The sequence below is a fragment of the Nocardia sp. NPDC055165 genome (assembly GCF_053606985.1).
In genome coordinates this window covers 352,303-374,212 of sequence record NZ_JBSGSS010000007.1, presented here as the reverse complement: position 1 = coordinate 374,212, position 21,910 = coordinate 352,303, and the positions used below count along the sequence as shown (strand labels likewise).

The 21,910-nt window shown below is 62.7% G+C and carries 21 protein-coding genes and 2 pseudogenes; 17 read left to right on the top strand and 6 right to left on the bottom strand.

Annotated elements, in window-relative coordinates; genetic code table 11:
• Position 1 precedes the first annotated feature (1 nt).
• From ACWFRF_RS17620 to ACWFRF_RS17575, 10 genes are all read left to right on the top strand, one after another.
• Positions 2-358: a hypothetical protein gene (locus ACWFRF_RS17620; RefSeq protein WP_452450935.1), complete on the top strand. Its 357-nt coding sequence runs from the start codon at positions 2-4 to the stop codon at positions 356-358.
• A gap of 56 nt (positions 359-414) precedes the next feature.
• Positions 415-1,113, top strand: a complete 699-nt coding sequence (gene pgl, locus ACWFRF_RS17615) for a 6-phosphogluconolactonase (protein WP_452450934.1) — start codon at positions 415-417, stop codon at positions 1,111-1,113.
• Positions 1,110-2,183 (top strand): ROK family protein, encoded by a 1,074-nt coding sequence (locus tag ACWFRF_RS17610; protein ID WP_452450932.1) that lies wholly within the window; start codon positions 1,110-1,112, stop codon positions 2,181-2,183. The genes pgl and ACWFRF_RS17610 overlap by 4 nt, the downstream gene beginning before the upstream one ends.
• A gap of 1 nt (position 2,184) precedes the next feature.
• A complete protein-coding gene (locus tag ACWFRF_RS17605) occupies positions 2,185-3,312 on the top strand; it encodes a sedoheptulose 7-phosphate cyclase (protein WP_452450931.1) in 1,128 nt (375 codons plus the stop codon).
• Positions 3,309-4,421 (top strand): hypothetical protein, encoded by a 1,113-nt coding sequence (locus ACWFRF_RS17600; protein ID WP_452450930.1) that lies wholly within the window; start codon positions 3,309-3,311, stop codon positions 4,419-4,421. Before ACWFRF_RS17605 ends, ACWFRF_RS17600 begins: the two co-directional genes overlap by 4 nt.
• Complete coding sequence (locus ACWFRF_RS17595) at positions 4,418-5,497, top strand: hypothetical protein (RefSeq protein ID WP_452450928.1); 1,080 nt, start codon at positions 4,418-4,420, stop codon at positions 5,495-5,497. The genes ACWFRF_RS17600 and ACWFRF_RS17595 overlap by 4 nt, the downstream gene beginning before the upstream one ends.
• The gene (locus tag ACWFRF_RS17590; protein ID WP_452450927.1) at positions 5,494-6,612 is read left to right on the top strand and encodes a DegT/DnrJ/EryC1/StrS family aminotransferase; all 1,119 of its coding nucleotides are present in this window, start codon (positions 5,494-5,496) and stop codon (positions 6,610-6,612) included. The genes ACWFRF_RS17595 and ACWFRF_RS17590 overlap by 4 nt, the downstream gene beginning before the upstream one ends.
• Positions 6,609-7,289, top strand: a complete 681-nt coding sequence (locus tag ACWFRF_RS17585) for a ribulose-phosphate 3-epimerase (protein WP_452450925.1) — start codon at positions 6,609-6,611, stop codon at positions 7,287-7,289. Before ACWFRF_RS17590 ends, ACWFRF_RS17585 begins: the two co-directional genes overlap by 4 nt.
• Before the next feature lie 208 nt (positions 7,290-7,497).
• Complete coding sequence (locus ACWFRF_RS17580; RefSeq protein ID WP_452450924.1) at positions 7,498-7,947, top strand: GNAT family N-acetyltransferase; 450 nt, start codon at positions 7,498-7,500, stop codon at positions 7,945-7,947.
• 50 nt (positions 7,948-7,997) lie between these two features.
• Entirely contained in the window at positions 7,998-8,642 is a 645-nt protein-coding gene (locus ACWFRF_RS17575; protein WP_452450922.1) for an NUDIX hydrolase N-terminal domain-containing protein, read from the top strand.
• Positions 8,643-8,804: 162 nt separating this feature from the next.
• Here ACWFRF_RS17575 and ACWFRF_RS17570 read toward each other — a convergent pair whose 3' ends face one another.
• Together ACWFRF_RS17570 and ACWFRF_RS17565 are read right to left on the bottom strand one after the other, a co-directional pair.
• Positions 8,805-9,008 (bottom strand): hypothetical protein, encoded by a 204-nt coding sequence (locus ACWFRF_RS17570; RefSeq protein ID WP_452450920.1) that lies wholly within the window; start codon positions 9,006-9,008, stop codon positions 8,805-8,807.
• Positions 9,009-9,277: 269 nt separating this feature from the next.
• Positions 9,278-9,541 (bottom strand): annotated as a pseudogene (locus ACWFRF_RS17565) (class 1b ribonucleoside-diphosphate reductase subunit beta); the annotation flags it as partial.
• A gap of 262 nt (positions 9,542-9,803) precedes the next feature.
• Here ACWFRF_RS17565 and ACWFRF_RS17560 point away from each other — a divergent pair.
• Positions 9,804-9,944 (top strand): hypothetical protein, encoded by a 141-nt coding sequence (locus ACWFRF_RS17560; RefSeq protein WP_452450919.1) that lies wholly within the window; start codon positions 9,804-9,806, stop codon positions 9,942-9,944.
• Between the two features lie 128 nt (positions 9,945-10,072).
• Here the strand turns inward: ACWFRF_RS17560 and ACWFRF_RS17555 are convergent, their stop codons facing one another.
• The gene (locus ACWFRF_RS17555) at positions 10,073-10,435 is read right to left on the bottom strand and encodes a hypothetical protein (RefSeq protein ID WP_452450917.1); all 363 of its coding nucleotides are present in this window, start codon (positions 10,433-10,435) and stop codon (positions 10,073-10,075) included.
• A 2-nt stretch (positions 10,436-10,437) separates the two neighbouring features.
• Positions 10,438-10,599 carry a hypothetical protein gene (locus ACWFRF_RS17550; protein WP_452450915.1) on the bottom strand — a complete coding sequence of 54 codons (162 nt, stop codon included), beginning with the start codon at positions 10,597-10,599 and terminating at the stop codon, positions 10,438-10,440.
• Between the two features lie 425 nt (positions 10,600-11,024).
• Here ACWFRF_RS17550 and ACWFRF_RS17545 point away from each other — a divergent pair.
• From ACWFRF_RS17545 to ACWFRF_RS17535, 3 genes and pseudogenes are all read left to right on the top strand, one after another.
• A pseudogene (locus ACWFRF_RS17545) lies at positions 11,025-11,318 on the top strand (arsenate reductase/protein-tyrosine-phosphatase family protein); the annotation flags it as partial.
• Positions 11,319-11,333: 15 nt separating this feature from the next.
• Complete coding sequence (locus ACWFRF_RS17540; protein ID WP_452450914.1) at positions 11,334-11,744, top strand: arsenate reductase ArsC; 411 nt, start codon at positions 11,334-11,336, stop codon at positions 11,742-11,744.
• Between the two features lie 174 nt (positions 11,745-11,918).
• On the top strand, positions 11,919-12,440 hold the full coding sequence (locus ACWFRF_RS17535) for a hypothetical protein (protein ID WP_452450913.1): 522 nt from the start codon (positions 11,919-11,921) through the stop codon (positions 12,438-12,440).
• Positions 12,441-12,565: 125 nt separating this feature from the next.
• Here the strand turns inward: ACWFRF_RS17535 and ACWFRF_RS17530 are convergent, their stop codons facing one another.
• Both ACWFRF_RS17530 and ACWFRF_RS17525 read right to left on the bottom strand, forming a co-directional pair.
• Positions 12,566-13,882 (bottom strand): PD-(D/E)XK nuclease domain-containing protein, encoded by a 1,317-nt coding sequence (locus tag ACWFRF_RS17530; RefSeq protein WP_452450911.1) that lies wholly within the window; start codon positions 13,880-13,882, stop codon positions 12,566-12,568.
• Positions 13,879-16,155: an argonaute/piwi family protein gene (locus ACWFRF_RS17525; RefSeq protein WP_452450909.1), complete on the bottom strand. Its 2,277-nt coding sequence runs from the start codon at positions 16,153-16,155 to the stop codon at positions 13,879-13,881. Before ACWFRF_RS17525 ends, ACWFRF_RS17530 begins: the two co-directional genes overlap by 4 nt.
• Before the next feature lie 214 nt (positions 16,156-16,369).
• Here ACWFRF_RS17525 and ACWFRF_RS17520 point away from each other — a divergent pair, with 214 nt between their 5' ends.
• From ACWFRF_RS17520 to ACWFRF_RS17510, 3 genes are all read left to right on the top strand, one after another.
• Positions 16,370-16,627 (top strand): hypothetical protein, encoded by a 258-nt coding sequence (locus ACWFRF_RS17520; RefSeq protein ID WP_452450908.1) that lies wholly within the window; start codon positions 16,370-16,372, stop codon positions 16,625-16,627.
• A gap of 173 nt (positions 16,628-16,800) precedes the next feature.
• Positions 16,801-17,373: a hypothetical protein gene (locus tag ACWFRF_RS17515; protein WP_452450907.1), complete on the top strand. Its 573-nt coding sequence runs from the start codon at positions 16,801-16,803 to the stop codon at positions 17,371-17,373.
• A gap of 893 nt (positions 17,374-18,266) precedes the next feature.
• Positions 18,267-21,560, top strand: a complete 3,294-nt coding sequence (locus ACWFRF_RS17510; RefSeq protein WP_452450906.1) for an NACHT domain-containing protein — start codon at positions 18,267-18,269, stop codon at positions 21,558-21,560.
• The last annotated feature ends 350 nt before the right edge of the window (positions 21,561-21,910 follow it).

Sequence of the window (21,910 nt, the reverse complement as noted above, 5' to 3'; positions counted from 1 at the left end):
GATGCCATGGGATCGCGACGACAGCGACGACAGCGAAGGCACCGAGCAGCAGTGGTACTACGGGCAGCTGGGTTTCGCGCGCCGCGCGGGAATGACCGCACTTGTCGACAAGCTTGTCGCTGGTGGGCCACCCCCACCCAGGAGCGCCGACGGCCCGATGGGGTGGCTGGTTTGGCATGAGCACCACCTGCCCACATCTGAAGAACTCACCCAGCTCGTGGACCAGCTGCTCGGTGCGGGGTTGATTACCGCCACCCAACTCAGCACCCACACCCTGGCTCCCCACGACGCGACCAGCATCGCGACCTTGCGGGCGCTGATAGCCACCCGCACCGCCGACGACCATCCAACCGGATAACGCAGTCGACTTCGATCTTCGTCCCCCCGCCACGTCTCGACACCCAGAAGGTACCCATGCCGCTGACATGCACGTTCCACGAAACACCCGCTGATCTGGCCTCGGCAGCAGCCAATCTGATTGCCACACATATTTATTCGGCAATCGACGCATCGGGCGAATGCCTCATCGCGGTGGCCGGTGGAACGACACCGGTCTCGACCTATCGCGAGCTGAGCAGGCTCGATATCGACTGGGCCAAAGTCATTTTCGTTCAGACCGACGAGCGGGTGACACCGCAGCCAACCGATCGATCCGCTGGGTCGATCGAGACTGCCCTGGGCCTGAGCGAACCGAGTCATCGCGCTACCTGGTGCCTGATTCGGGTGAGCGGGGACAGCCAGGAGACCGCTGCGGCATATGACGAACAACTCTCGCGACTGCGCGCCGAGGGCGTACCCGACATCGCGGTGCTCGGCTTGGGAACCGACGGCCATACCGCCTCGATCTTCGACCACACTCTCTACGAAGCCCCTCATCAGCGGGTGGTTGCCACGACCTACCAAGGCGAGCCGCGAGTCAGCCTCGGGCTGAACTATCTGCGGGCCGTGCCGACTCGAATCCTGCTGGCCACCGGATCCGGTAAGAGTGCGGCACTGGCGAAAGTCCTCACGCCCGCCATCGGCGCTGCTCCGGTGCCAGCCGCTGTCGTGCTCGGTGAAGACGGCTATGTCCTGGCCGACGCCGCCGCCCACCCAGCCCCGGCGTCAAAATGAGGAACGTAGCTGGCGATAGCACTCCTGTGATCGTGTTCGATCTCGGCGGGACGTGGTGGCGGTGCGCGGTCGTGTCCCCATCCGGTGTCCTCACCGATCACGACCGGCACCCCGCAGTGACGAAGGCCGGTACGGGGAGCAATACCGCCACACTGCGCGAGCTGATGGTGCAGTTTCTTCTCGCCCAGACCCGTCGACTTCTCGAAATCCATCCCGGTGTCGCGGATGTGGGGATCTCGATCGGTGCCGCCACCAACGGTCACACCGGACAAATCCTGGCCAGTGCGCCGCTGTGGGGTGACAGCGCTGACCCTTTCGATCTGCGAGTAGTGCTGCGGGAGAACGAATCACGAGCACGGTGGTGGGTGGTCAACGACGTGACAAGTCTCGCGATGGCGATCGCCAACCGGCCCGAGGTCCGGGAGTTGGGCGTGAAAACTGTTGCGGCGGTGACAGTCAGCAGCGGGATCGCCGCGCGCACCATCGACGTGGAATCCGGCGAGGTGGTCTTGGACCCGGTGCACGGGATTCAGGGCGAAATCGGACACCTGCCAGCAGCGGTCACCGCAACACTGTCGACCGATCCGCCGGTGTGCGATTGCGGAGCCGTCGGACACGTCTCTGCCATCTCGGCGGGCAAGGCGATCGACCGGCAGCTCGCGCAGTTGGCGAGCATCCTGGGCGCGGACTCGACCACCGAACCATCACCACTGGCTCGCCTGTTCGCCGCGCTGGAGAACAACAATCCGCACGCCACAACGTTTCTCGACTCGGTGACCGCCCCGCTGGCGCGAGCACTGCTGTACCTGCTGACCGTCGACGCCCGCATCGAGCACGTGTTCTTGTCCGGCGGGGTGGTCGACACCCTCGCCGATCACTACACGAACAGCATGTACCGCTGCCTGGAAGCTGACGGTCTCTACCTCGTGTCCACTCACCAGCCCACCGTCTTTCGCGACCGGATTTCACGGCTGGAATCCGATGGGCTCGATCCACTGCGCGGAGCGGGGCTCTTCGCTCGCGCGCAATCGCTACCGGCAACCGCCCGGCCCGGGGGAAGGAACCACTGACATGGACCGCATCTGGGGTATCGCTGCGACACAAACGATGTGCTACCGAATCCGACGAACACGAGACTGCCTCGACCCCGACAACAGCGACCTGGCCGACGCCGTGGGCATCGGCAATCGCCGCACGCTGGTCTTCGTCGACTCGACGGTGATGAGCTTTTTCGGCGACAAGATCCTCGCCTACTTCGACACCTACAGCTCACTGTGCACCGTCGTGCCGATCGAAACGACCGAGCGCACCAAGAACTCCGAGACAGTGAGCCGGATCGTCCGCGAATACGACAAGTTCGGACTCAGCCGGCGTCGCGATGCCGTCGTCGCTGTCGGCGGTGGAGTCGTGACCGATGTGGTCGGCTTCGCCGCGAGCATCTACCGCCGCGGCGTGCCGTATGTCCGAGTACCGACCACCTTGTTAGGGATGGTCGACGCTGCCGTGGGCGTCAAAACAGGGATCAACTTCAACGGCCGCAAGAACCGGCTCGGCACCTACTACGCCTCGAGCGAGACCCTCGTCGACCCGAGCTTCCTGTCGACATTGCCCGACCGTCAGATCTCCAACGGGATGGCCGAGATCCTCAAGATCGCACTGGTCAAAGACAGCGGGCTATTCGACCGCATCGAGCGCGAATGGACCACCGCGCCCGGTTTCGCAGCCAACACCACTGTCAGCGGTCCCATTATCGACGCCGCGATCACCGCGATCGTCGAGGAGCTGGAACCGAACCTGTGGGAGGACAACCTCGCCCGACTGCCCGACTTCGGCCACACCTTCAGCCCCTCGTTCGAGCTGGCAGCGAAACCGAAGCTGTACCACGGGGAAGCGGTCGCCATCGACATCGCGCTGTCGTGTGCACTCGCCCAACAGCGTGAACTGATCGATGACGAATGCCTGGGCCGAATCCTGACACTGATGGCCCGCGTCGGACTGCCGCTGAGCCACACCTGCATCACCGACGAGATGCTGCGCGCGGGGCTGTCGGACTCGATCCGCCACCGCGACGGCAACCAGAACATCCCGCTGCTCACCAAAATCGGCACCGCGATCTTCGCCCAAGACATCACCGCGACCGAGCTGACCGCAGCAGCAGAGACGGTGCGCCCGTTCCACACCGAGCTGTGCACCGCATGAGCACCATCGACACCGCCGCCGTCAACCGAACCCTCGTCCGCAGCGGCGATGGCTTGCATCTTCAGCACACGCCGGTGCCCGACGCATCCGAACTGCCCACGGTCCGTCGTGTCCTGCGGGTAGGCGTATGTGGCACCGACCTGCAAATGCAACGCGGCGCGCGGTCCGACCGCGCCACGGTCCTGGGCCATGAAGGTCTCGCCGTCACCCTGGACAAACGAGGTTGCGAGATCTTCAATCCCGTCGACCCGGGCGACCAGGACGTGATCCTGGGCCACAGCTACGACGGCATCCTGCGCGACTACATGCCCACCGCGCTCCCTTGCGGGGTTGTGCCCGCGCACGAGGCCCTCCCAGTCGACCTCGGTGCGCTGGTCGAACCCACCGCCACCGCTCTCTACGGGTGGGAACTCATGGCCCCGCATCTGCGCCCGGCCGCCCCGGTCGCGGTGTTCGGCAGCGGTTCAGCGGCCCTGCTGGTGGCGATGCTGGGCGAGGACCTCGGGTACCGGATGCAGCTCGTTCACCCGCGCCGAGAGCGACTGCGCTACATCGACCAACTCGGCGTGCTGCCCGCGAGCACCCTTACCAATCGGACACAAAGAGCCAGCATCCACGGCGCAGTCATCTGTCTGCCGCGCGAGGCGACTCACACGGCCATCGGCGCGGCTACCGCCAGCCTCTGCGACAAGGGCGTGCTCGACCTGTTCGGCGGTATCCCCGCCGGGCTTCGCCACCCGGCACTGCCCGGCATCGACTTGTCGGCGGTTCGGCGCTCCAACGTCTGCGGACAGTCCCCCAACACCCCCTACGTTCAAATGTTCACCCCAGCTGGCAAGCGGGTGCGGGTAACCGGTCACCGTGGAACATCACCAGCCCACCTCGACCGGGCCCAACAGCATCTCCTCGCGTCTCCCAGTCAATTCGGCAAGCTGATCAGCCACGTGATCTCGCTCGAAGAAGCGGCCTTGTATATCCCGTCGATGGCCCGAGGTGAACGACCTCTCGGCGAACACGTCAAGGTCGTCGTCGACCTGACGATGTCGGGGCCCGCGCGCGAGGCCGACCTGACGACCACGGTGGCCGATTATCTCGAGGTGATCCGGTGACCACACCCCTTGCGACGATCTACCGGCGTATCGAGCACCGCGACGAGGCCGCCTTCCTCACCGCCGCGACGGTGGCTGGAACGCCCAGCGGGCTTGCTACTGACTATGTGGTGCTGGCCCCTCGAGCGGTGGGTGTCTGCCGCTCGGATCTGCGTGAGATCAGCGGGGTCCGGTTCGGGCGCTGCGACTTCGGTCACGAGATCGTCGGCAGCGTCCTCGACAGCACCCCGGCTCTGGCAGACCTGCAAGGGCGCACAGTGGTGTTCGATCCGCACCCCACGCTGGCTCACCGGACATCGGGATTCGGCGAACTGGTCGAACTCAGCGGTGACTCCCATGCGTTGCGTGCCGCGCTGGTCCCGGTCCCGGAAGGGATCCCCGACCGGGTGGCCGTGTTTGCCGAACCGCTGGCGTGCGCGGTGCACTGCGTCACCCGGCTGCACGCCGTTGCCGCTGATCTCGCGCTGGCACCGGAGACTGTGGTCGCGGTGTTCGGTGCGGGGATGGCCGGGGCCCTGATCAGTGCCGTGCTCACCGCCACCGGTTACCGTTGTGTTCTGCTCAACCCCAGCGCGCTGCGTCTGGGGTTCCTGCGGCGCCGCCGTGCGCTGCCTTCGCGGGTCTTCGACTCCAACCGGCACCGGCCGCCGTTTCAGCGCGTCGTCGTGGCCACCGCCGCCGCCACGCCGCATGTGCTGGAGACGTGCTCGGACATGCTCGCCGACGACGGGCTGCTGGTCGTCTTCGCTGGCACACGACCGGGCGACCAGCTCGCTGGTACCGACATCGATCGACTGCGCCGGACCGAAGATATCGGCGAATTCACGTGGTCGGGCGGGCGGCGCTTCCTTGCGGGTACTCACGGGGCCACCTCCGCCGACTTCCAGACCGCCCTGAACCTATTGCAGCGCAGCGCCGATGCCGGATGGTCACCATCGTTGTGCGTCAAACGACTCACCACACAGATCCTCGAACTCGACGCCGCTGCCGACTATCTCACCGCCAGCGCCGCCCGCGGCGACCTCGGCAAAACGATCGTGCAAATCCGCCCCTTCCTTCCCTCGGAGCCACGATGAAGATTCCCCGCTACAACCACCGCTCCCAGTTCACAGACCTGACCGCCACCACCGAGAAGATCAGGCACACGCTGGCCACCGGCGACTACATCCTCGGAGATACCGTCGCCCACTTCGAGCACCGATTCGCCGACTACCTCGGCGCTACCCACGCGATCGGAGTCAACAGCGGCACCGACGCACTGACTTTCGCCTTGACCGCGCTCGGTATCGGACCGGGCGACGAGGTCGTCACCGTCGCCAACACCTTCCACGCCACTGCTCTCGCGATCACCGCAGTCGGGGCGAAGGTGGTGCTCGTCGACGGCGAACCCGACACCTATCTGATGGATCTCGACGCGCTCGACGCCGCGTGCGGGCCGCGCACCAAGGCCATCCTCGTAGTCCACCTGTTCGGCCGCAGCCTGGATATGGACCGAGTCACCGCCATCGCCGCCCGCCACCAGATCCCCCTTGTCGAGGACTGCGCCCAAGCCGGCGGAGCCACCTGGAACAACCAGCGGGTCGGCACCTTCGGCGCTGCCGCCGCCTTCAGCTTCCACCCGAGCAAGAACCTCGCCGCGGCGGGCGACGCCGGAGCCCTCGTGACCAACAACGCCGACATCGCGCACACAGTCAGGACATTGCGCGGCCTCGGACAAGACGGCCAAGACAACCACGTCGCGCTCGGGGCGAACTCCAAACTCGACGCCATCCAGGCCATCGTCCTCGACGCCAAACTCGACCATCTCGACACCTGGAACGCCGAACGCCGTACCATCGCGGCCCGCTACCGCCACGCCCTCACACATCCCGCCATCACAACGCCACCGCCATCGGAAGAGCCCGGCGACCACGTTTACCACCTGTATCAGGTCGCGGTGCCTCATCGCGATGCCGTTCTCGCCCAGCTGCGCTCGGACGGCATCGACGCCGTCGTCCGCTACCCCGTCCCCATCCACCACCAACCCGCCTTCGCCCGCTATGGGTTCGACGGGAAGTACCCACACGCCGAGAACCAGGCAACCAGCACGTTGTGCTTGCCGATCCGACCGGACTTGTCACCAGCAGAGGTCGACTTCGTCTGTGACCGCCTGACCACCGCAATCACCGACTCCCAGGAGGCCCTCGCATGAACGTGTCCATCGCACCGGCGCTGATCGGCGCCGACCCCCTCGCGCTGCGCGAGGCCATCGACGGTGTCACGGCCAGCACCGCCAAATACCTGCACCTCGACATCATGGACGGTCACTACACCCCCGCGATCAGCTTCGGCCTGCGCACCGTCGCCGCCATCCGCCAGCACACAACCCTGTCCCTCGATGTCCACGTACAGACCCTGCACCCCGAGCGCTACATCGACGACCTCATCACCATCGGAGCCGACCGGATCAGCTTCCACATCGACGCCGCCACCGACATCGGCACCGCCCTCGACACACTCCACGAGGCCGGCATCCGCAAAGGGCTGGTCCTCAACCCCGACCTCGGCCTCGAACTCCTCGACCCCTACCTCGCACGCCTGGACTTCGTCGTCCTCATGACCAGCCGCCCCGGCACCAGCACCTTCGATCCCACCGTCCCGAACAAGATCCGCACCCTGCGCACCGCCTTGCACAACCAACACCTCGATACCGTCGAACTCGTCGCCGACGGTGGCATCACCACCATCACCGCACCCCAGATAATCGCCGCCGGAGCCGACACACTCGTTGCGGGCAGCGCGATCTTCAACTCCGCCGACACCGACCTGCGCACAGCGGTTCACCGACTCGCCCAACCTGCCCAGACCGCCGCCGTGCGGGAGCACTGACCGAATCAGGAGACAGTTGTGCTGACAAGCCGCGCGAAGGGAGCTCGTGTCCGCTACAGGTCCACCGGACAACCCACGGGATACGCTGGTGCCGCCGCCACCGTCGCCACGTGTGGCCGATCTCGGTGGATAAGTCGAAAACTGTTCCAGCCCTGTACTTTTCGTCCCATCAAGACTTCGAATCCGTGACGCAACACAGGAGGAGCCCATGGTGTCGCAGACACCCGAGGCGGTTGTGATCGACATCGTTACCGAGGTAGACGACGAGACCTTGGCCTCGCTGACAGCTCTCCTACCTCAACTATCCACCACCGCAGCACCTTTGACCCGTGAGCGCTTGGAGGCGGTCATCGATTCCCCGTCGACGCGGCTGCTCACCGCACGGGTCGACGGAACGATCGTCGGCGCGCTGACACTGGTCATGTACACGATTCCCACCGGGCTGCGAGCACGTATCGAAGATGTCGTCGTCGACCGGGCCGCGCGCGGCCTCGGCGCTGGACGAGCCCTGACCACCGCTGCGCTCGCCATCGCGAAAGAACACGGAACGCGCACAGTCGACCTCACGTCGACCCCGACGAAAACCGCAGCCAACCAGCTCTACCAGCGGCTCGGATTCGCCCCACGCCAGTCCACGACCTACCGCATGACCCCCTGACCAAGGTTGAACTGCTACCGCGACAACGCCGCCCAGACCGAAGGACGCGAATGGACAACGCTCAACCCACCACTGAGGCCCAGATCCGGCAACACGCCATCGCCCTGGCCGCCCTCGCACACAACGGCCTCGTCTTCGCCACCGACGTCTTCGACCGGCAACGCTACGAACAGGCCAAACAGATCGCCGCGGACCTACTCGCTCTCATCAGCAACAGCACAGTCGGGGACCTGCAGGAGAACGTGTTCCTCGAAATGGGATACATGACACCCAAAGTCGACGTCCGAGGCGGCGTCTTCGATGATCAAGGGCGCATCCTGCTGATACGCGACCGCAGCGACGAGAGGTGGACTCTGCCCGGCGGCTGGTGCGATGTCCTGGAACCTCCCTCGCTCGCCGTCGAACGCGAAGTCGAGGAAGAATCCGGAATCACCGTGCGCGCCAGCAAGTTGGTGGCACTGCACGATCGGGATGTGCAGGGCCACCAGCCTGCCTTCCCTTATCACGTGTACAAGCTGTTCTTCCTGTGCGAGACCATCTCCCACGGGCAACCCAGCCCCGTCGAGACCATGGAAATCGGCTGGTTCGCCATCGACGACCTGCCTGAGCTGTCGACCACCCGGGTGCTCGACACCCAGATCCGCCTTCTCCACGACCACTGGAACAAACCAGACCTACCGACTGTCTTCGACTGACCGCTCGTCACCATCCCGCGCGGTTGGAGGGCACTGGCACCCGAGTTTTTGGCATGGTTACCGGCGGCGGGGTTGACGGCGATTCGCGGCCGGTTCCTGCCGGTCGGGTGCTAGCTGGCAGGCGGTGCCGCCCGCAAACATGTTCACGGGCGGCCCGGTCGCTTACCGGCGCAGCATCTTCGCCAGATTGAGCACGAATGCGCCCGCCGACAGCCCGGCAACAACGTTGCCGGTAGCGATGGCGATAGCGACGGCGGTAGTGCTCGCACAGGTCACGGCACTGATGTTGAACCAGTCGATGCGATGCGGGGGCGGATCGCCGCCAGCAGGGCCTTGCTGCGGGATCGGCGGGTTGGTGGCTACCATAGGCAGCGACCTCCTACTTCTGCGTGGATGCGGATTCAGTTGGTCTACGACCCCGGCCTGTTGACGCAGGCACGGGGTCGCTTTGTGTTGCAACGAAAACGCTAGCAGTAGGCCCAACTTACGGTGCACCTACGACACTCCCCGCGAAGCCTGAAAAGTCGGGATTCCGTGAAGGATTCTGGGGGTTCTGGGGCAACCTTGGGATTGCTTGGCCGGGATTGATCGACGAATGTCCGCGTGTCGCCCTTGACTTCGACCTCGCGCTTACGCATCTGGGCCTTGTTGGCGTTGTAGCGCAGGAACTTCCGGACGCCCTCGCGACCCCGTCGTAGACGTGTCCTGTGTGGAGTCGACCTGGTTGTCGTAGACCTCTCAGAGCATGTAGTTCAGCTCGTCTCGCTCGGCCATGAGACCAGGTCGAGGCCCTTCTGACGCTCGTAGCCGATGTAGTAGTCGTACACAACCTCGTCGCGGATGATCGGGGGAATCATGTCGGCGGTGTTGGTGCGCCTGGCCCGCGAGGACCAGTGCAGGTTGCGGTTCCGCTCCGATCAGCCGAACGCCTCGTCGATCTTCTTGGTGGAGCACAGAGCGCAGAAGGTGACGGTGAGGCTCTTGTCGGATATCGCCACCTCCGACGAAGCTGCGACGTCCGAAAGCAGCGCGAACTTGCGTGTCGACGTGGTGCGGCGTGCGCGGGATCACCATCCAGGCGAACCCAGAACAGGGCCAAGTGGCCGGAGGACGCTAGAAAGTCGATGGAACCATTCGGTGTTCGGCAACGTCTAACCAGGCATGACACAGACTCAGCACGTAGTAGCTCGTCCGGTGCCGCATTACGAACCGGCGCTGGAATCGGAACCGACCGGCGATCCCACGGCGACGTGGGAACAGCACTTGGCCACCCTGGACGGGTGCGACGACGCCGAGGAGTAGTGACTGGTGGATCGGTGCGCTACTGCTCCGCGCGCGGAAAGGTAATGCCGCGCGGGGCTGTAGGTCTCAACGACTGGCTAGCCGCCCTTCGGCAGGTGCAAGCCGGTGAACGAGAGAACACACGCGGCTCAGCCTCGCCGCGGACGCAGGACGTAGCCAGGTACGAGCTGGTCGGTCAGCTGTAGCGGTGCCCGACCGTCCGCGTAAGTGATCGAGTACGTGACCCTGCCCAGCCACTCACCGGAGTAGGTGGGGATCCAATGAGTCAGCAGGCCGGGGCGCTCCCCGGTCATATCGACTCCGGCGCCGTTGACATGGCACGGAGTGCCCGGATCGCGGATCGCGACGGCGTCCAAGCGCACCCACACCGGCTTCGGTGCCTTCATCACGGTCTGCGCGAAATGCCCCTGCGCGAGCGGATGCTTGGGCTGCGGCGAGGTGCCCTCGGTCCGAGCCTCTTCGCTCCCAGCTCCCGCACCTGCGGCCACCATCGTTACTCAGTCCACGGGGTCAGATCGACCAGCCGCATCGAGAATTCGTACGACCCCGGCGCGTCGAGCGTGGCCAGAATGCGGGCGTGGGCGCCCTCGATCTCGACCACACGAAACTGCGAGGTGCCAGTCGCACCGATCCTGACTAAGTCACCCACCGTCATGTTCACCATTCTAATCGAACATGTGTGCGATTCACGGCAGGGCGCACCTCGTCGGGCTCACCCGTCGTTCGGCGACAGAATCGTTTGCGACCGTTAGGCCACCGAGAACGACTCTGCACCCCTTGCCCGCACACGCCGACCTCGCGGCGCAGCGCCTCGTCAAGCTCGACAACTTCGGCCCTCCCGCCAGCTCGGAACCCTCAAGTGAGTCATTTCTCGGATCGGGGCGCGGTCGTGACCAGGCAGTTTCCCGAACCAGCGGAGTCGGGGCGGGTATCGTGGTCGGGCGTGAATCAGCGAATGGTGATCATCGGTTGCGGCGGAAGCGGCAAGACTCACCTCGCCAACCAACTCGCCGGCCTACTCGGACTCCCGCCGACCCACCTCGACACCATCTACTACGACGCCGACTGGAACCCGCTCCCAACCAACCCGGCGACGAGATCAATCCCTCCGCGATCGCGGCGATGGCCGAGGTCGGCATCGACATCACGACCGAATTCCCCAAGCCCTGGACCGAGGAGATCATCCAGGCTGCCGACGTGGTCATCACCATGGGCTGCGGCGACGCCTGCCCGCTCTACCCCGGACGCCGCTACGAGGAATGGAACCTCGACGACCCCGCCGAACTCGACGTCGCCTCGATCCGTCCTATCCGCGACGAGATCGAAACCCGCGTCCGCCACCTGCTCGCCGAACTCGACCTCCCGGCCAACTGAAAGGCATTGCCCCACATGAGCACCAAGCCCAGCGTGTTATTCGTCTGCGTCCACAACGCCGGACGCTCCCAGATGGCCGCCGGATTCCTCACCCACCTCGCCGGCGACTCGATCGAGGTTCGCTCTGCGGGCAGCGCGCCCGCCGAGACGATCAACCCCTCCGCAGTGGAGGCGATGGCCGAACTCGGGATCGACATTTCTGATCAAACCCCGAAGATCCTCACCTACGACGCCGTGGAAACCTCCGACGTCGTGATCACCATGGGGTGCGGGGATACCTGCCCGTCCTTCCCCGGTGTCAGCTACCGCGATTGGGTTCTGGAAGACCCCGCAGGCAAGGGCGTTGACTCAGTCCAGCCTATCCGCGATGAAATCAAGACACGAGTCGAGGCCCTCGTCGCTGAACTGCTGCCCACCCGGGCCTGACTCAGCCCAGGATCAGCCTCCGACTCTCTCCTGAGCCTGCCCTCGCTGACAAACATGTCAAGCGAGGGCGACTCGGGGCAGTGCTTTCTCGAGATCGCAGCTGCTCGCGTGGTAGGTGTCTATCTCGGATACCAGTCGCGTACCTTCAAGCCGCTATTCTGACAGGATCTCTACATGAAGTCTGCCTTCTCTGCCGAATTGGCTCAGGCCGTCGGCTATGTGGTCTTGGAGGCCGCTGATGCCGAGGACTCGATCGGTGAGTTGATTGTGATGCGGTGCGGGATGGACAAGCCACACATGTCGTGGTGGCAAAGCGGTACTGGCCTTGCCGATGCCATAGAGAGCATTGACGATCCGACCCTGCAACCGATCGCGGACGAGCTACGCGAACTACTTCCGCTGAGACATCAAGTCGTGCATGGCTTGTGGCTCGAAGGGAAGGGCGGCGCACATCTCACGATGCTTCGCAGCAAGTCAACGAAGAAGAACCCGAAACTGCCAGGCGCGGATGTCGGCGGGTGGTCGAACAACCTTCTTGCGGTGCTGGCGGAACGATTCCGGGTTCTCGATCGCATGGCGGACGATGCGATCAGCGACGCAATGGGTCTGCCACGGTCCCCAAACTCCCTTCTACCTCCGCGAAGTGAGCCGGTGGTGCTGCCCGACAGGACGCCTCGCGGGCAGGGTCCGGCGTAGGACCCACAGAATTCAGATTTGATCTTGCGCATCGGACACCACTACCTTGGACCGAACCTGACCTTCGCCGAGCCGAATCCAGCGGCAATTTGCTGTATACCAAGACCATTCGGCGTGACGATCGCCTACGCGGTCGAGGATTCATCGGCGGCCGGAGCAGTCGGGTTGCGCCGCCGAGAGGTACGCGGCGCGGCTGGCACATGGCTGGGGCGACACACGATGACGACGTCGGTGACGTGGGGCAGCTTGAGCAGCGCGTTGCGAGTAGTCCCATGTTCCTGCACGGAAGCCGATTCGTCGTAGATAAACACGGCTAGCTTCGTGTATGGCTGGTTGTCAATGAGGTAGGCGACGTAATCCTCTAGGATTTCCTTCTCGAATGCTTTGAAGTCAGCTGCCCTGCGCGCGTATTTTACTTCAATGAGTAGGCCGAGGGAGGGGATCCCGAAGTCAGCTCGGTACGTGCTGTGTCCGACTTTGCGCAGGGTTTCCTCATCTACGAGGTCATCGAAAACGGGCCGAAGCATCAGCCAGAGGATGTTCTGAATCTCACGTTCTTCGGTAATCAACCACCGAATGGGGTGGATGAGATTATCTCCGTCGTGCCGCCATTGACGCATGGCATCGCCGAAGCGGCTCAACAGCACACCGACGTGGCTCGTACTCAGAACTAGATCGTCGACGCTCGTGGTGACGATCCGCACCACAGCATTCAAGAGCAGGGCGGCCCGCGGCGCAGGTAGCGACTCGGCCTGATTCAACACCAAGGCGCTGATCAGGCGCGAGCGCAGTCTGCGCAGCTCGTCAGGGTCTTTCAGAATCTGGCACCCAGGAAGGCCCGCTAACCAGAGCCAGCCAGCGAGTTCGACCGGGTCGGAGATATTGCTCACGTCGGGACTGTTGTTGATCGGGGTGCCGATGATGTGACGTGCGTAGTGATGAAATATACCGAGAAGTGGAGTCACTGGGCGTAGTCGGGGATCATGAAGCACCTCGGCCAGCCAGGGTCGCGCCTTCGGAACATCCTCCAGGACGGCGTTAACCGCGAGCGCAAGGCCGATGATCTGGCCGGGGTCGTTCACAAACGTGACGCCATCAGCCTGGAAAGGATTCTTGCGCATGAGGTTTGGCAAACCCTCTGACAGATACTGCCGACCAGTCTGAGATTCCATCGAGACGAACCCTGTAAGCCCGAAGCCGAGAATGGCCACGCCAGCTGCGTACACGAAGCGGTGACGATTCTCGGCCAACCACTCCGGGGTCATAGGGTTTACGTTCCATACGACGCTGCGGTGGCGATCGGCGAGGATGTGATGTGCCAGCAGACCCTCGAGGTTGCCCGGAAGGTTCGCGCGTTGGACGACGCTCTCAAGGTTGGCGATCCGCACCCCGAGAACCTCGCCGGTGATGGCTGTCGGGTCTTGGTCATCCGCAGTAGTCACAAGAACCACCTGCTGGAACGCAGCGCGGTGGCGACTGCATCGGCGTTCCAATTCCGAACATGACGGAGGTGGCCGAGAAGGTCTGCGATCAGATCGGAGTACAAAATCGTGACCGGCCGACTGGAGGGGTACATGGTGCGCCAAGACATCGAGGTGAACCGGAAAACCTGCCGAGATAGGTACTCCATGTCCTTGAAGGTTGACTGTCGATGAAGTTGCAGCAGCAGCGGTTTGGGTGCGCCATGCAACGCACTCTTCAGGTCTCGTGGCCCGCTGACTGCCAGGAGCATGTCGCTTGACCCGACAGGAACAGCGACTCCTCGGTTTGGAACGTAGTAGCCTTTGCCTTGTCCGCGGGTCCGCTGGTTCGCGACGCCTGAGCTGGCGCGATCGAACATCACCCACTCGTGTTCTGTGCTGATGTGCACGAAGGCGAACTCAACTTTTGCGTATTGCCGTGTCAGGCTTTCGACAAGCTCTTTGACGGCATTCGCCTCGATGTCTTTCAACGGCTTGAAGACATGGAAAACCAGCCGGAGCTCGTCGCCCCTTTGCCAGGCATTACGCCTCTTGATGTCATCGATGCACTCGGTTAGCGACCTCAACAGTTCTTGTGGATAGTCGTCGTAGTCCGCCTCGCGGGAAGTGTTCGACAACAGGTAATTGCCGTCGGCGCTGAAAACCGTAGTGATCCCGACGACCCGTTCAGGATCGGAGAGACGACTCGACTTGACATGGGCGCTACCGATACCGATGACCAGCTCCTGCGCGAGAGGTCGTGGAGCTGCGATCACGAACGGCACGCCACCGAGCTTGGCGTAGCAAGCCAAGGCGATACTGTTGAGTGGATAGGCGAGCTTGCTCAGGCGAGCTGTCTCGATCCTGACGTCCTGAACTGGTACGCCTTGCCCCATGAAGGTCGATTTGGCAACGAGGTAGGGGCTATCATCGCCGTTTAAGTGCACCTGGGCCTCGCTGGTTATGACCAGTGCAAGGTCAACTTCGCCCGCGCGGAGCGCGGCCATGCATGCCTCGCGGTATGCACCGGCATCGGTAGCATCGCCGTCGAACGCTTGAATGTCCACCTCGTAGCCGCCGAGATGGTACTTGCGGACGAAACCCTGACTGTAGACAGATTCGCCTTGAACTCCATGCAGAAACTTGGTCACGAAGTTCTCCACGATGCCTTTGTGGACGCGCGGGGTGACAACCGCGATCCGGGGCTTCTTCTTGGCGAAGAACTCAAGGTCAAACGGGCCGTATTCGTCGAGACCGCGATCGGCCGATCGGTGGGTCTTATCCCCTGACTGGTCGAACTGAAATACTGGCTCGTCGTAGAGCTTCCAGTCGACAGTGCGAGCACGATCATTGCTCGATCCGACCGGCGGTTCCAGCGACACCGACAGGTCACGAGCAACGGACAGCGGTCCTCGCCTCGCAAGGCGGCCTGCAATTTCGATCGTCTTGTCGAAGCGGCCGAACGCTCCCAGCAGATCGAACGTGGCTTGTTCCAGTTCCTTGCTGATCTGAGCACCGTCTGCACCTGCGAGAGTTGTCATCACGGTGGCGAAGGTCTCGCGGCGGCTCTCCAGCCACGCCTGGGCAGCTGGGACACGCCCGATGCCAGGCGCATCACGAAGCACCAGATCGGCGCCATCGACGTGGTCGACAGCACCGACATTCCGCCGAGATGCATAGCGGTCCATCCATGGAGACGTCTCGATTGCGCTGTCTTCAGCGAGGACGTACAGACCCTCAACCGAGAGGCCGCGTTCGATCAACTCCGCGACCGTCAGGTCGATCTCGTACCGAGTCTTCAGACCGACAACAATCCCGGGGCGATTCGATGGACCAACGGCTCTGCTATCCAGAACCCACTGCGGGAAAACATGCAGACTCCGCAGGTCGTCATGACGTCGGCTGCGAACGACCGGTGTGAGCAAGTCCTTGCCCGGCAGCCGCGACACGAAGGTCGGTGGGACGCGCTTGCGCAGTTTGTACCCCCACTCCAGAACCAACCTCAGCATCGCCTCCTGCACCAGGCGCATCGTTAGACGCCGGTACTCGCGAGAATGAAACGTGGTCATTTTGCCGGGCGAGTCGGCGTCATCAGCTAGGGGGATACAGGCGATCCCCCCGCGCGTCCTGGAAACAACATGCGTGCCTTCCAGTTCCGCACGAAGACTGTTCAGTTGATCATGTGACTCGTACTGGACCAGCCCCCCGTCGAACTTCTCCGCAGAGAATCGCACCGGGACGAAGTTGAACGCCAACAGCGGCGAGCTTGATCGATACATGTCAGTTCCCGTCTAACTCTGTCTCCCCCGGCAACGGAGGGCAACCTGCCTGCGCCCGAACGGGGCCTGGAGTTCGCTGGCCCGAAGGCGATCATCCCAGCCAGGTATGACACCAAACGAAGTAGCAACTTCACGCAGGTCCTTGAGGCGACCGCTGTTCAAACCAGCTCAGGTGCCAACATCGGAGCCATTGGCAGAACCGATGTTGCGCCTCAGCGGTGCACGATTCGACGCCAAGGGCATGCCGGCCGAGTCACTCCTCAAGGTCGCCGCGTTCGAGGACATCCTTCGATCACTCGTCAAGCTCTACTGGCTCGAACGCCACCCTCTCCAAAAGCGCGTGCCGAACGGGTATGACGACCTCATCGCCTTGCGTCTCGTCCAGAAAATCGGCGAAGGATCATCGAAGCCACAGCTCGAGTACGATCTCGGCGCGCGCGGCGACTGATAGTCAAACGTAACAACAGCGGCTCCGAAAACGGAATAACCGCCATGGACACCCTGCGAGCAGGCACCGGGCAACGAGTCACCGAGCCAGTGGGCCTGCGGGACGTAACTCACCCTGACCTTTCCTCGACCCTCGTCCATTTCGTACACCGAAACCGTCCACCTGGTATCGGTGTGCCCGAAGCGATCCAAGCGTTGGACGCCGTCGAGCGCATGGAATCGATCCTGACTGATGGCGCAATCTCGCCGTTCGTGACCTACTCGGGCGGAATGCCCTCGGTATGCATGACTGAGGCCACACAGGCCGGAGTGAGCTACCTCATCGAAACCCGAGGCTACGAACCCTGGGCACTGATGTTCGACCGACAGCACGTCTACGCCGCAGGCGGCGGACCAGTGTGGTACGCCCGGCCCGATGAGTACCAGATGCTCAAAGACGATGAGAGACTCCGCACCTGGGCTGTCGAGCTCAGTGGTCAATCCGACTGGTCCCATGAACGCGAATGGCGCATACCCCGACCGGCCGACAGCCGTGGCATTGCGCCACCGATCCCCTTATCGGAGTTGGGCTTTTGCGGAGTACTTGTCGGCGACCCAGACTGGGACCCTCGGATCTTCGCACACGATCCCAACCTCGGAATCGGCCATCTGCCCCACCACTGGGACTTCCTACCATTGCCTGCCCTGGTCGGAATACCACGCTACTTGTGGAACCCGGCCGAAAACATCCTCCTATGCGACAGCTGACAAGACACGGTCACCGACCCTTATTGAGTGTCGACTGCTCCATCGCGACCGTGTGGCATCCACAGCGATGGTCAAGGCAGTCCGTCAGCCTTCTCGCTGGCCGCAGCGGCACACACGACCGTATAGCTGGCGACCGTAAACTGGATCTAGGGCCAAAACGGGGGGTAACCGGGGGGCTAGACACAACAAAACAGGTCAGGCCCGGTCTGCGACCGGGCCTGACCTGTTATTTCTGTGGAGCTAAGGGGACTCGAACCCCTGACCCCATGCAGCGGTTGATGCTGGAGCTCAGATCGAGTAGCCATCGACTATGACCAGGCGTTTCCAGTTGCCCATATTCAACTACACGCGGCTGCCGAAGCACTGCGGTCGCCAGTGTAAGCGAAAGCGGTGTAAGCGTCGGAGATCCGTTCACAGGGGTCGGATCTCGGACCGCGCCAGCTATCCGGTGATAAGTTTCAGCGTCCGGTAGGCGGCGTCTCGTCGCTGCTTCTTCTTCGCGAAAACCGAGGTGAAGATCAACACTATGGAAGTCGTTACCCACGCGGCCGGTGAAGCACCTACGGCCATTGTTACCCACGTTGGCGCGTGGGCGACCGCGAGACCCACTGCGCCGACACCGTGAGTGGCCATCCATCCGCGGACCAGCAGTCTCCTCCGATTCATTGCTCACTCCTGATCTCGAGAACTGTTGTCCATCAACAGGAATAAGCCTCACACGTCAGCAACGATTGCCGTCCGGTCCACAAGACCGGTACATCGACCGGACGACCGGTACAACCGACCCCGTCATGGGCGCCGTCATAGGCGGTGGCAATGTCGGCCGCGACCTCGGACCCTTGGATCATGTGCGAAGGCACTCGGGATGCTCGGCGACTCGCTACCGTTTCGTCATGCGCGGGAACACCTTCGACAATCTCCCCGACCCTGCCAAAGTATTGACGATCATCACCCTCGAGCACAGTGAGGTCATCGACACGGTTGCCGGGGGTGCACCACGGGTGCGCCCCCGGCAACGGGTCGGTAACCGTATCGTTCCCGGCATTCCCATGCTCGCGCTGCTCATGGTTGCGGTACACGAGTTCGGCGCTCCTGCGACCAAGGCGTTGATCGCCGAGGCATACCGACGTACGCGTCGGGACTATCTCGGTATCGATTCCCTGTCTCCAGCTTTCAAGTATCGGTCAGAGAAGTTGGGAGAGTATTTCCGTACCGCGACACCGCCGAGTGCCGATCTCATCGCGGAGCTTCTTGCTGCGTTGGCGCCGTCGAAGTCGAGCCTCGAAACGCTAGGTCGGTTACTCTCCGAACCCGATCGACGGCACATCCCCGACGACTACACACCCGACGCGCTCATCAGGTCGGCGATACAAGCCGAGCTAGACGCCCCCGACCAAGACACTGCCGTCCGAATAGTGTTGAACGCCATCGCCGATCAGCTCGACACTGCCCCGATCACCTATCCGCCTGGATTGACTCCAACCGCCTTGGCACCCGCTATGACGGTCTCAGAACTGGGTGATCAATGGCTGCAAAACTCGCAACACACCCCATCGACCCAGCTGTACGCCACGATCAGCCGCAATGGTGGCCAGCACGCTCTCGACGCTCTCGCCTCATGCGAACACGCGGCGGTCGTACTACTCGGCAATCCGGGTAGCGGGAAAACCACCATCCTCGCAGCCCTGACCGCTCGCCGTATTCGCCGCGAGCCCAACCGCCCGACAATCCATATCAGGTTGCCCGACCTCGCCTCGGTCCTGGCCCGACCAGGCGTGCTTGTTCCGAAATCGCTGCGCCCCGCCGCTGCGGCAGTCGTCGCTGCCCTCACCCGATGGCACCGACACCCGATCCCCCAGCCGGTTCAAGACTCGCTCAGAGACTCCATCGTCGGCAACGCAAACACTCTGCTCGCGCTTGATTCCTGGGATGAGGTCACCGATAGCACGGACCGTGCCGCGGTCCGTACCGCTCTGGAGCACCTGTCACGGATGCCGGGCCACATCGTGGTGAGCTCGCGCATCACCGGATACGACCGACCGCTCCCTGAACAGAGAGAGTTCCTCGTCGACGAGCTCACACGAGACCAAGCCGATGCCTTCTTTGAATCATGGTTCACCCACGCTCCGGGCCCTGGTGCGGAGCGAGTTGCGAAGGTCCGCCGGTCATCTCGTGAGATTCGCGAGTTGATCACTATTCCACTCATGGCTGGACTCGTTGCCTACGTTGCTCAAGCCGATCACGTGCCGACACGCAAACACGCCCTCTACCAGAGGTACATCACCAGGTTTCTGCAACGCCAGTGGAAGCCTGCCGCCGAACGACGCACCGATCCCGTCCACATAGCCCAACTCGAGAACGTCGCAACAGAAATCGCGTGGGGCATGGCCACCGCTCCAGCCCCTGCCAGCCCCCTTGGAACCTGGCGAGACACCGCATCGGTCGTCGCTCTGCTCGACCACGCACCCGGCATGCACCACAAGGTTTCCGAACTCATCCACGCCGACGGACTGCTCACCCTCCATGGGCAGCCCGACGACCGACTCACCGCACTCGAATACGAGTACCGATGGCTCCATCGCACAATCCACGAACACCTCTCTGGACGCCGACTTGCCCGCATGGTGGAAACCGACCCCGGCACAGGGATCGAACTCTGCAAACGAGCGATACTGCGACCCGAATGGCAGACCACTCTCGAACACGCCATCGGCCTGCTCCACAACTCCGCAAAAGAACACCTCTTCGACGAACTTGAGCACTTCGCCGAAGAAGGCGATCCGGCCGACTACATCCGAACCAGGATCGACGAACTTGCCCCGCTACTCGACCCCCACACCGACCGTGCTCGCACACTGCGCGACACCGCTCTCACCCGCAGCGACTACCGGACAGCATTCCGCATCGACCCGCAGGAGGTCATCCGACTCATTCGATCCGGCGCGCAGGACGACTGGGAAGCTATCGGAGATATATCACAACTACAACCGGATCCAACTGAAATCGGCGCTGACATACTTGAGAATATCGCGATCCGTGGCAAGGATGCAAGTAATCGCGTTTGGGCCGTATCAATGCTCACACAGTCGTATCCGAAACGTGCCCTCTCGACTGTTATAGCGGTCACCGACATCCATAGCTATCCTATATCTCTATCTCTCAATCAAGTACCAGCCGACGCGGTCGAATGGATCCTGGAAGAAATGAAGAAGGATTGGACGCGAAGCTACCATATGGCGTCCATATTCGGCTACAGCGAAGAGAAGGTGCTCGCCGCGCTACCTTCGCCGATACTCCAGCAAATGCTGCACACCCAGCATCGCAATTTCTACTCATCGCCGGAGACGTCCATCGCGGATCACGCCGGTGCAGAGGAACTCATCAAAGGAGAGCGCGGGCCGGTCTTCGCCTATGAAATCGGGAAACTCTGCCGACTAACAGATCTCGAAGAATCGGACCCGTGGGCCAAGGTCGGCTACTGGCAAAGGAGCCAGACGAACCCGGTACCGCCTGGGCATTGGGATGACCAGCGAGCAATCGCCGCCCTAGAGACACTTCGAGATCTCTCGACACCGGCGGACCCGGACAAAATTATCGAAGCAAGTCAAGCAATTCATTGGATAGCGAACGGTAATGCCATTCCTGCGACCGTTCCTATATTGCTGGATATCTTCGAACTGAATAGAGTCGCATTCGATTTCAATACCGTCGATATCACACAGGCAGCGCCGGCACTGCTCGTCACCCCCGCCTACGTCGCAACGAAGTCCATGAGCCAGGACGACTATTGGCTTCATGCTACGAAGCGGCTGACAGAACATGGCTGGAATGCCGATATCGTACAACTGGCGCCAGGCCCGGCCGACCACGAGGACCAAGACTACTATCTGCATGTCGCTCAGATCATCCATCGAAGCGGCGCTGAACTTCCCTCTCGGTTGACCGGATACTTCGGCTACGCCGACGATCGGGGCCGCCTCGACATTTCCGAGATGCTCACTCTGGCAACGTCATCCGTGGATCGAAAAGTTGGTAGGTCAATCGTCTCTTTCGCCGCGGCACAACTCGTCGACTCACAGCGCGAAATTATGTGGCCGAAGCTCGTAGCTGCCTATAACGGCGTCGCGACACCGCCGCACCGGTTGCCCGACACCAGTACGCCGACTCTGTCGGGACCTCACTTGTAGGCCGATGCATTTGTGGGCGCCACCCGCCGAAGTACGTCCAGATCTCTGGCGTGCAGGTCACGGCGTGCGTTCGTTGCGTCGTGTTGTTCGAAGGTGCGCTGCTTCTCGGCTACTCAGTCACTTGCGCCCGTCCAGCGAAACGAACGGACGAGCTTCAGCGCCCCCGAACAGCGTTGGGCTAGCTGGGATTGCGCCGCCAGGTGTGAAACGCTACGGCGATCGAGGTCCCTGCTGCCGTGAGAACGGTCGCCCCGGCGTTACCGAATACGACAAGAACGACGACGCCGGTGACAATCACGGTGAAAACCAGCACATCCAGCCCTCGATCGGGCTGTCTTGACGGCGTCTGG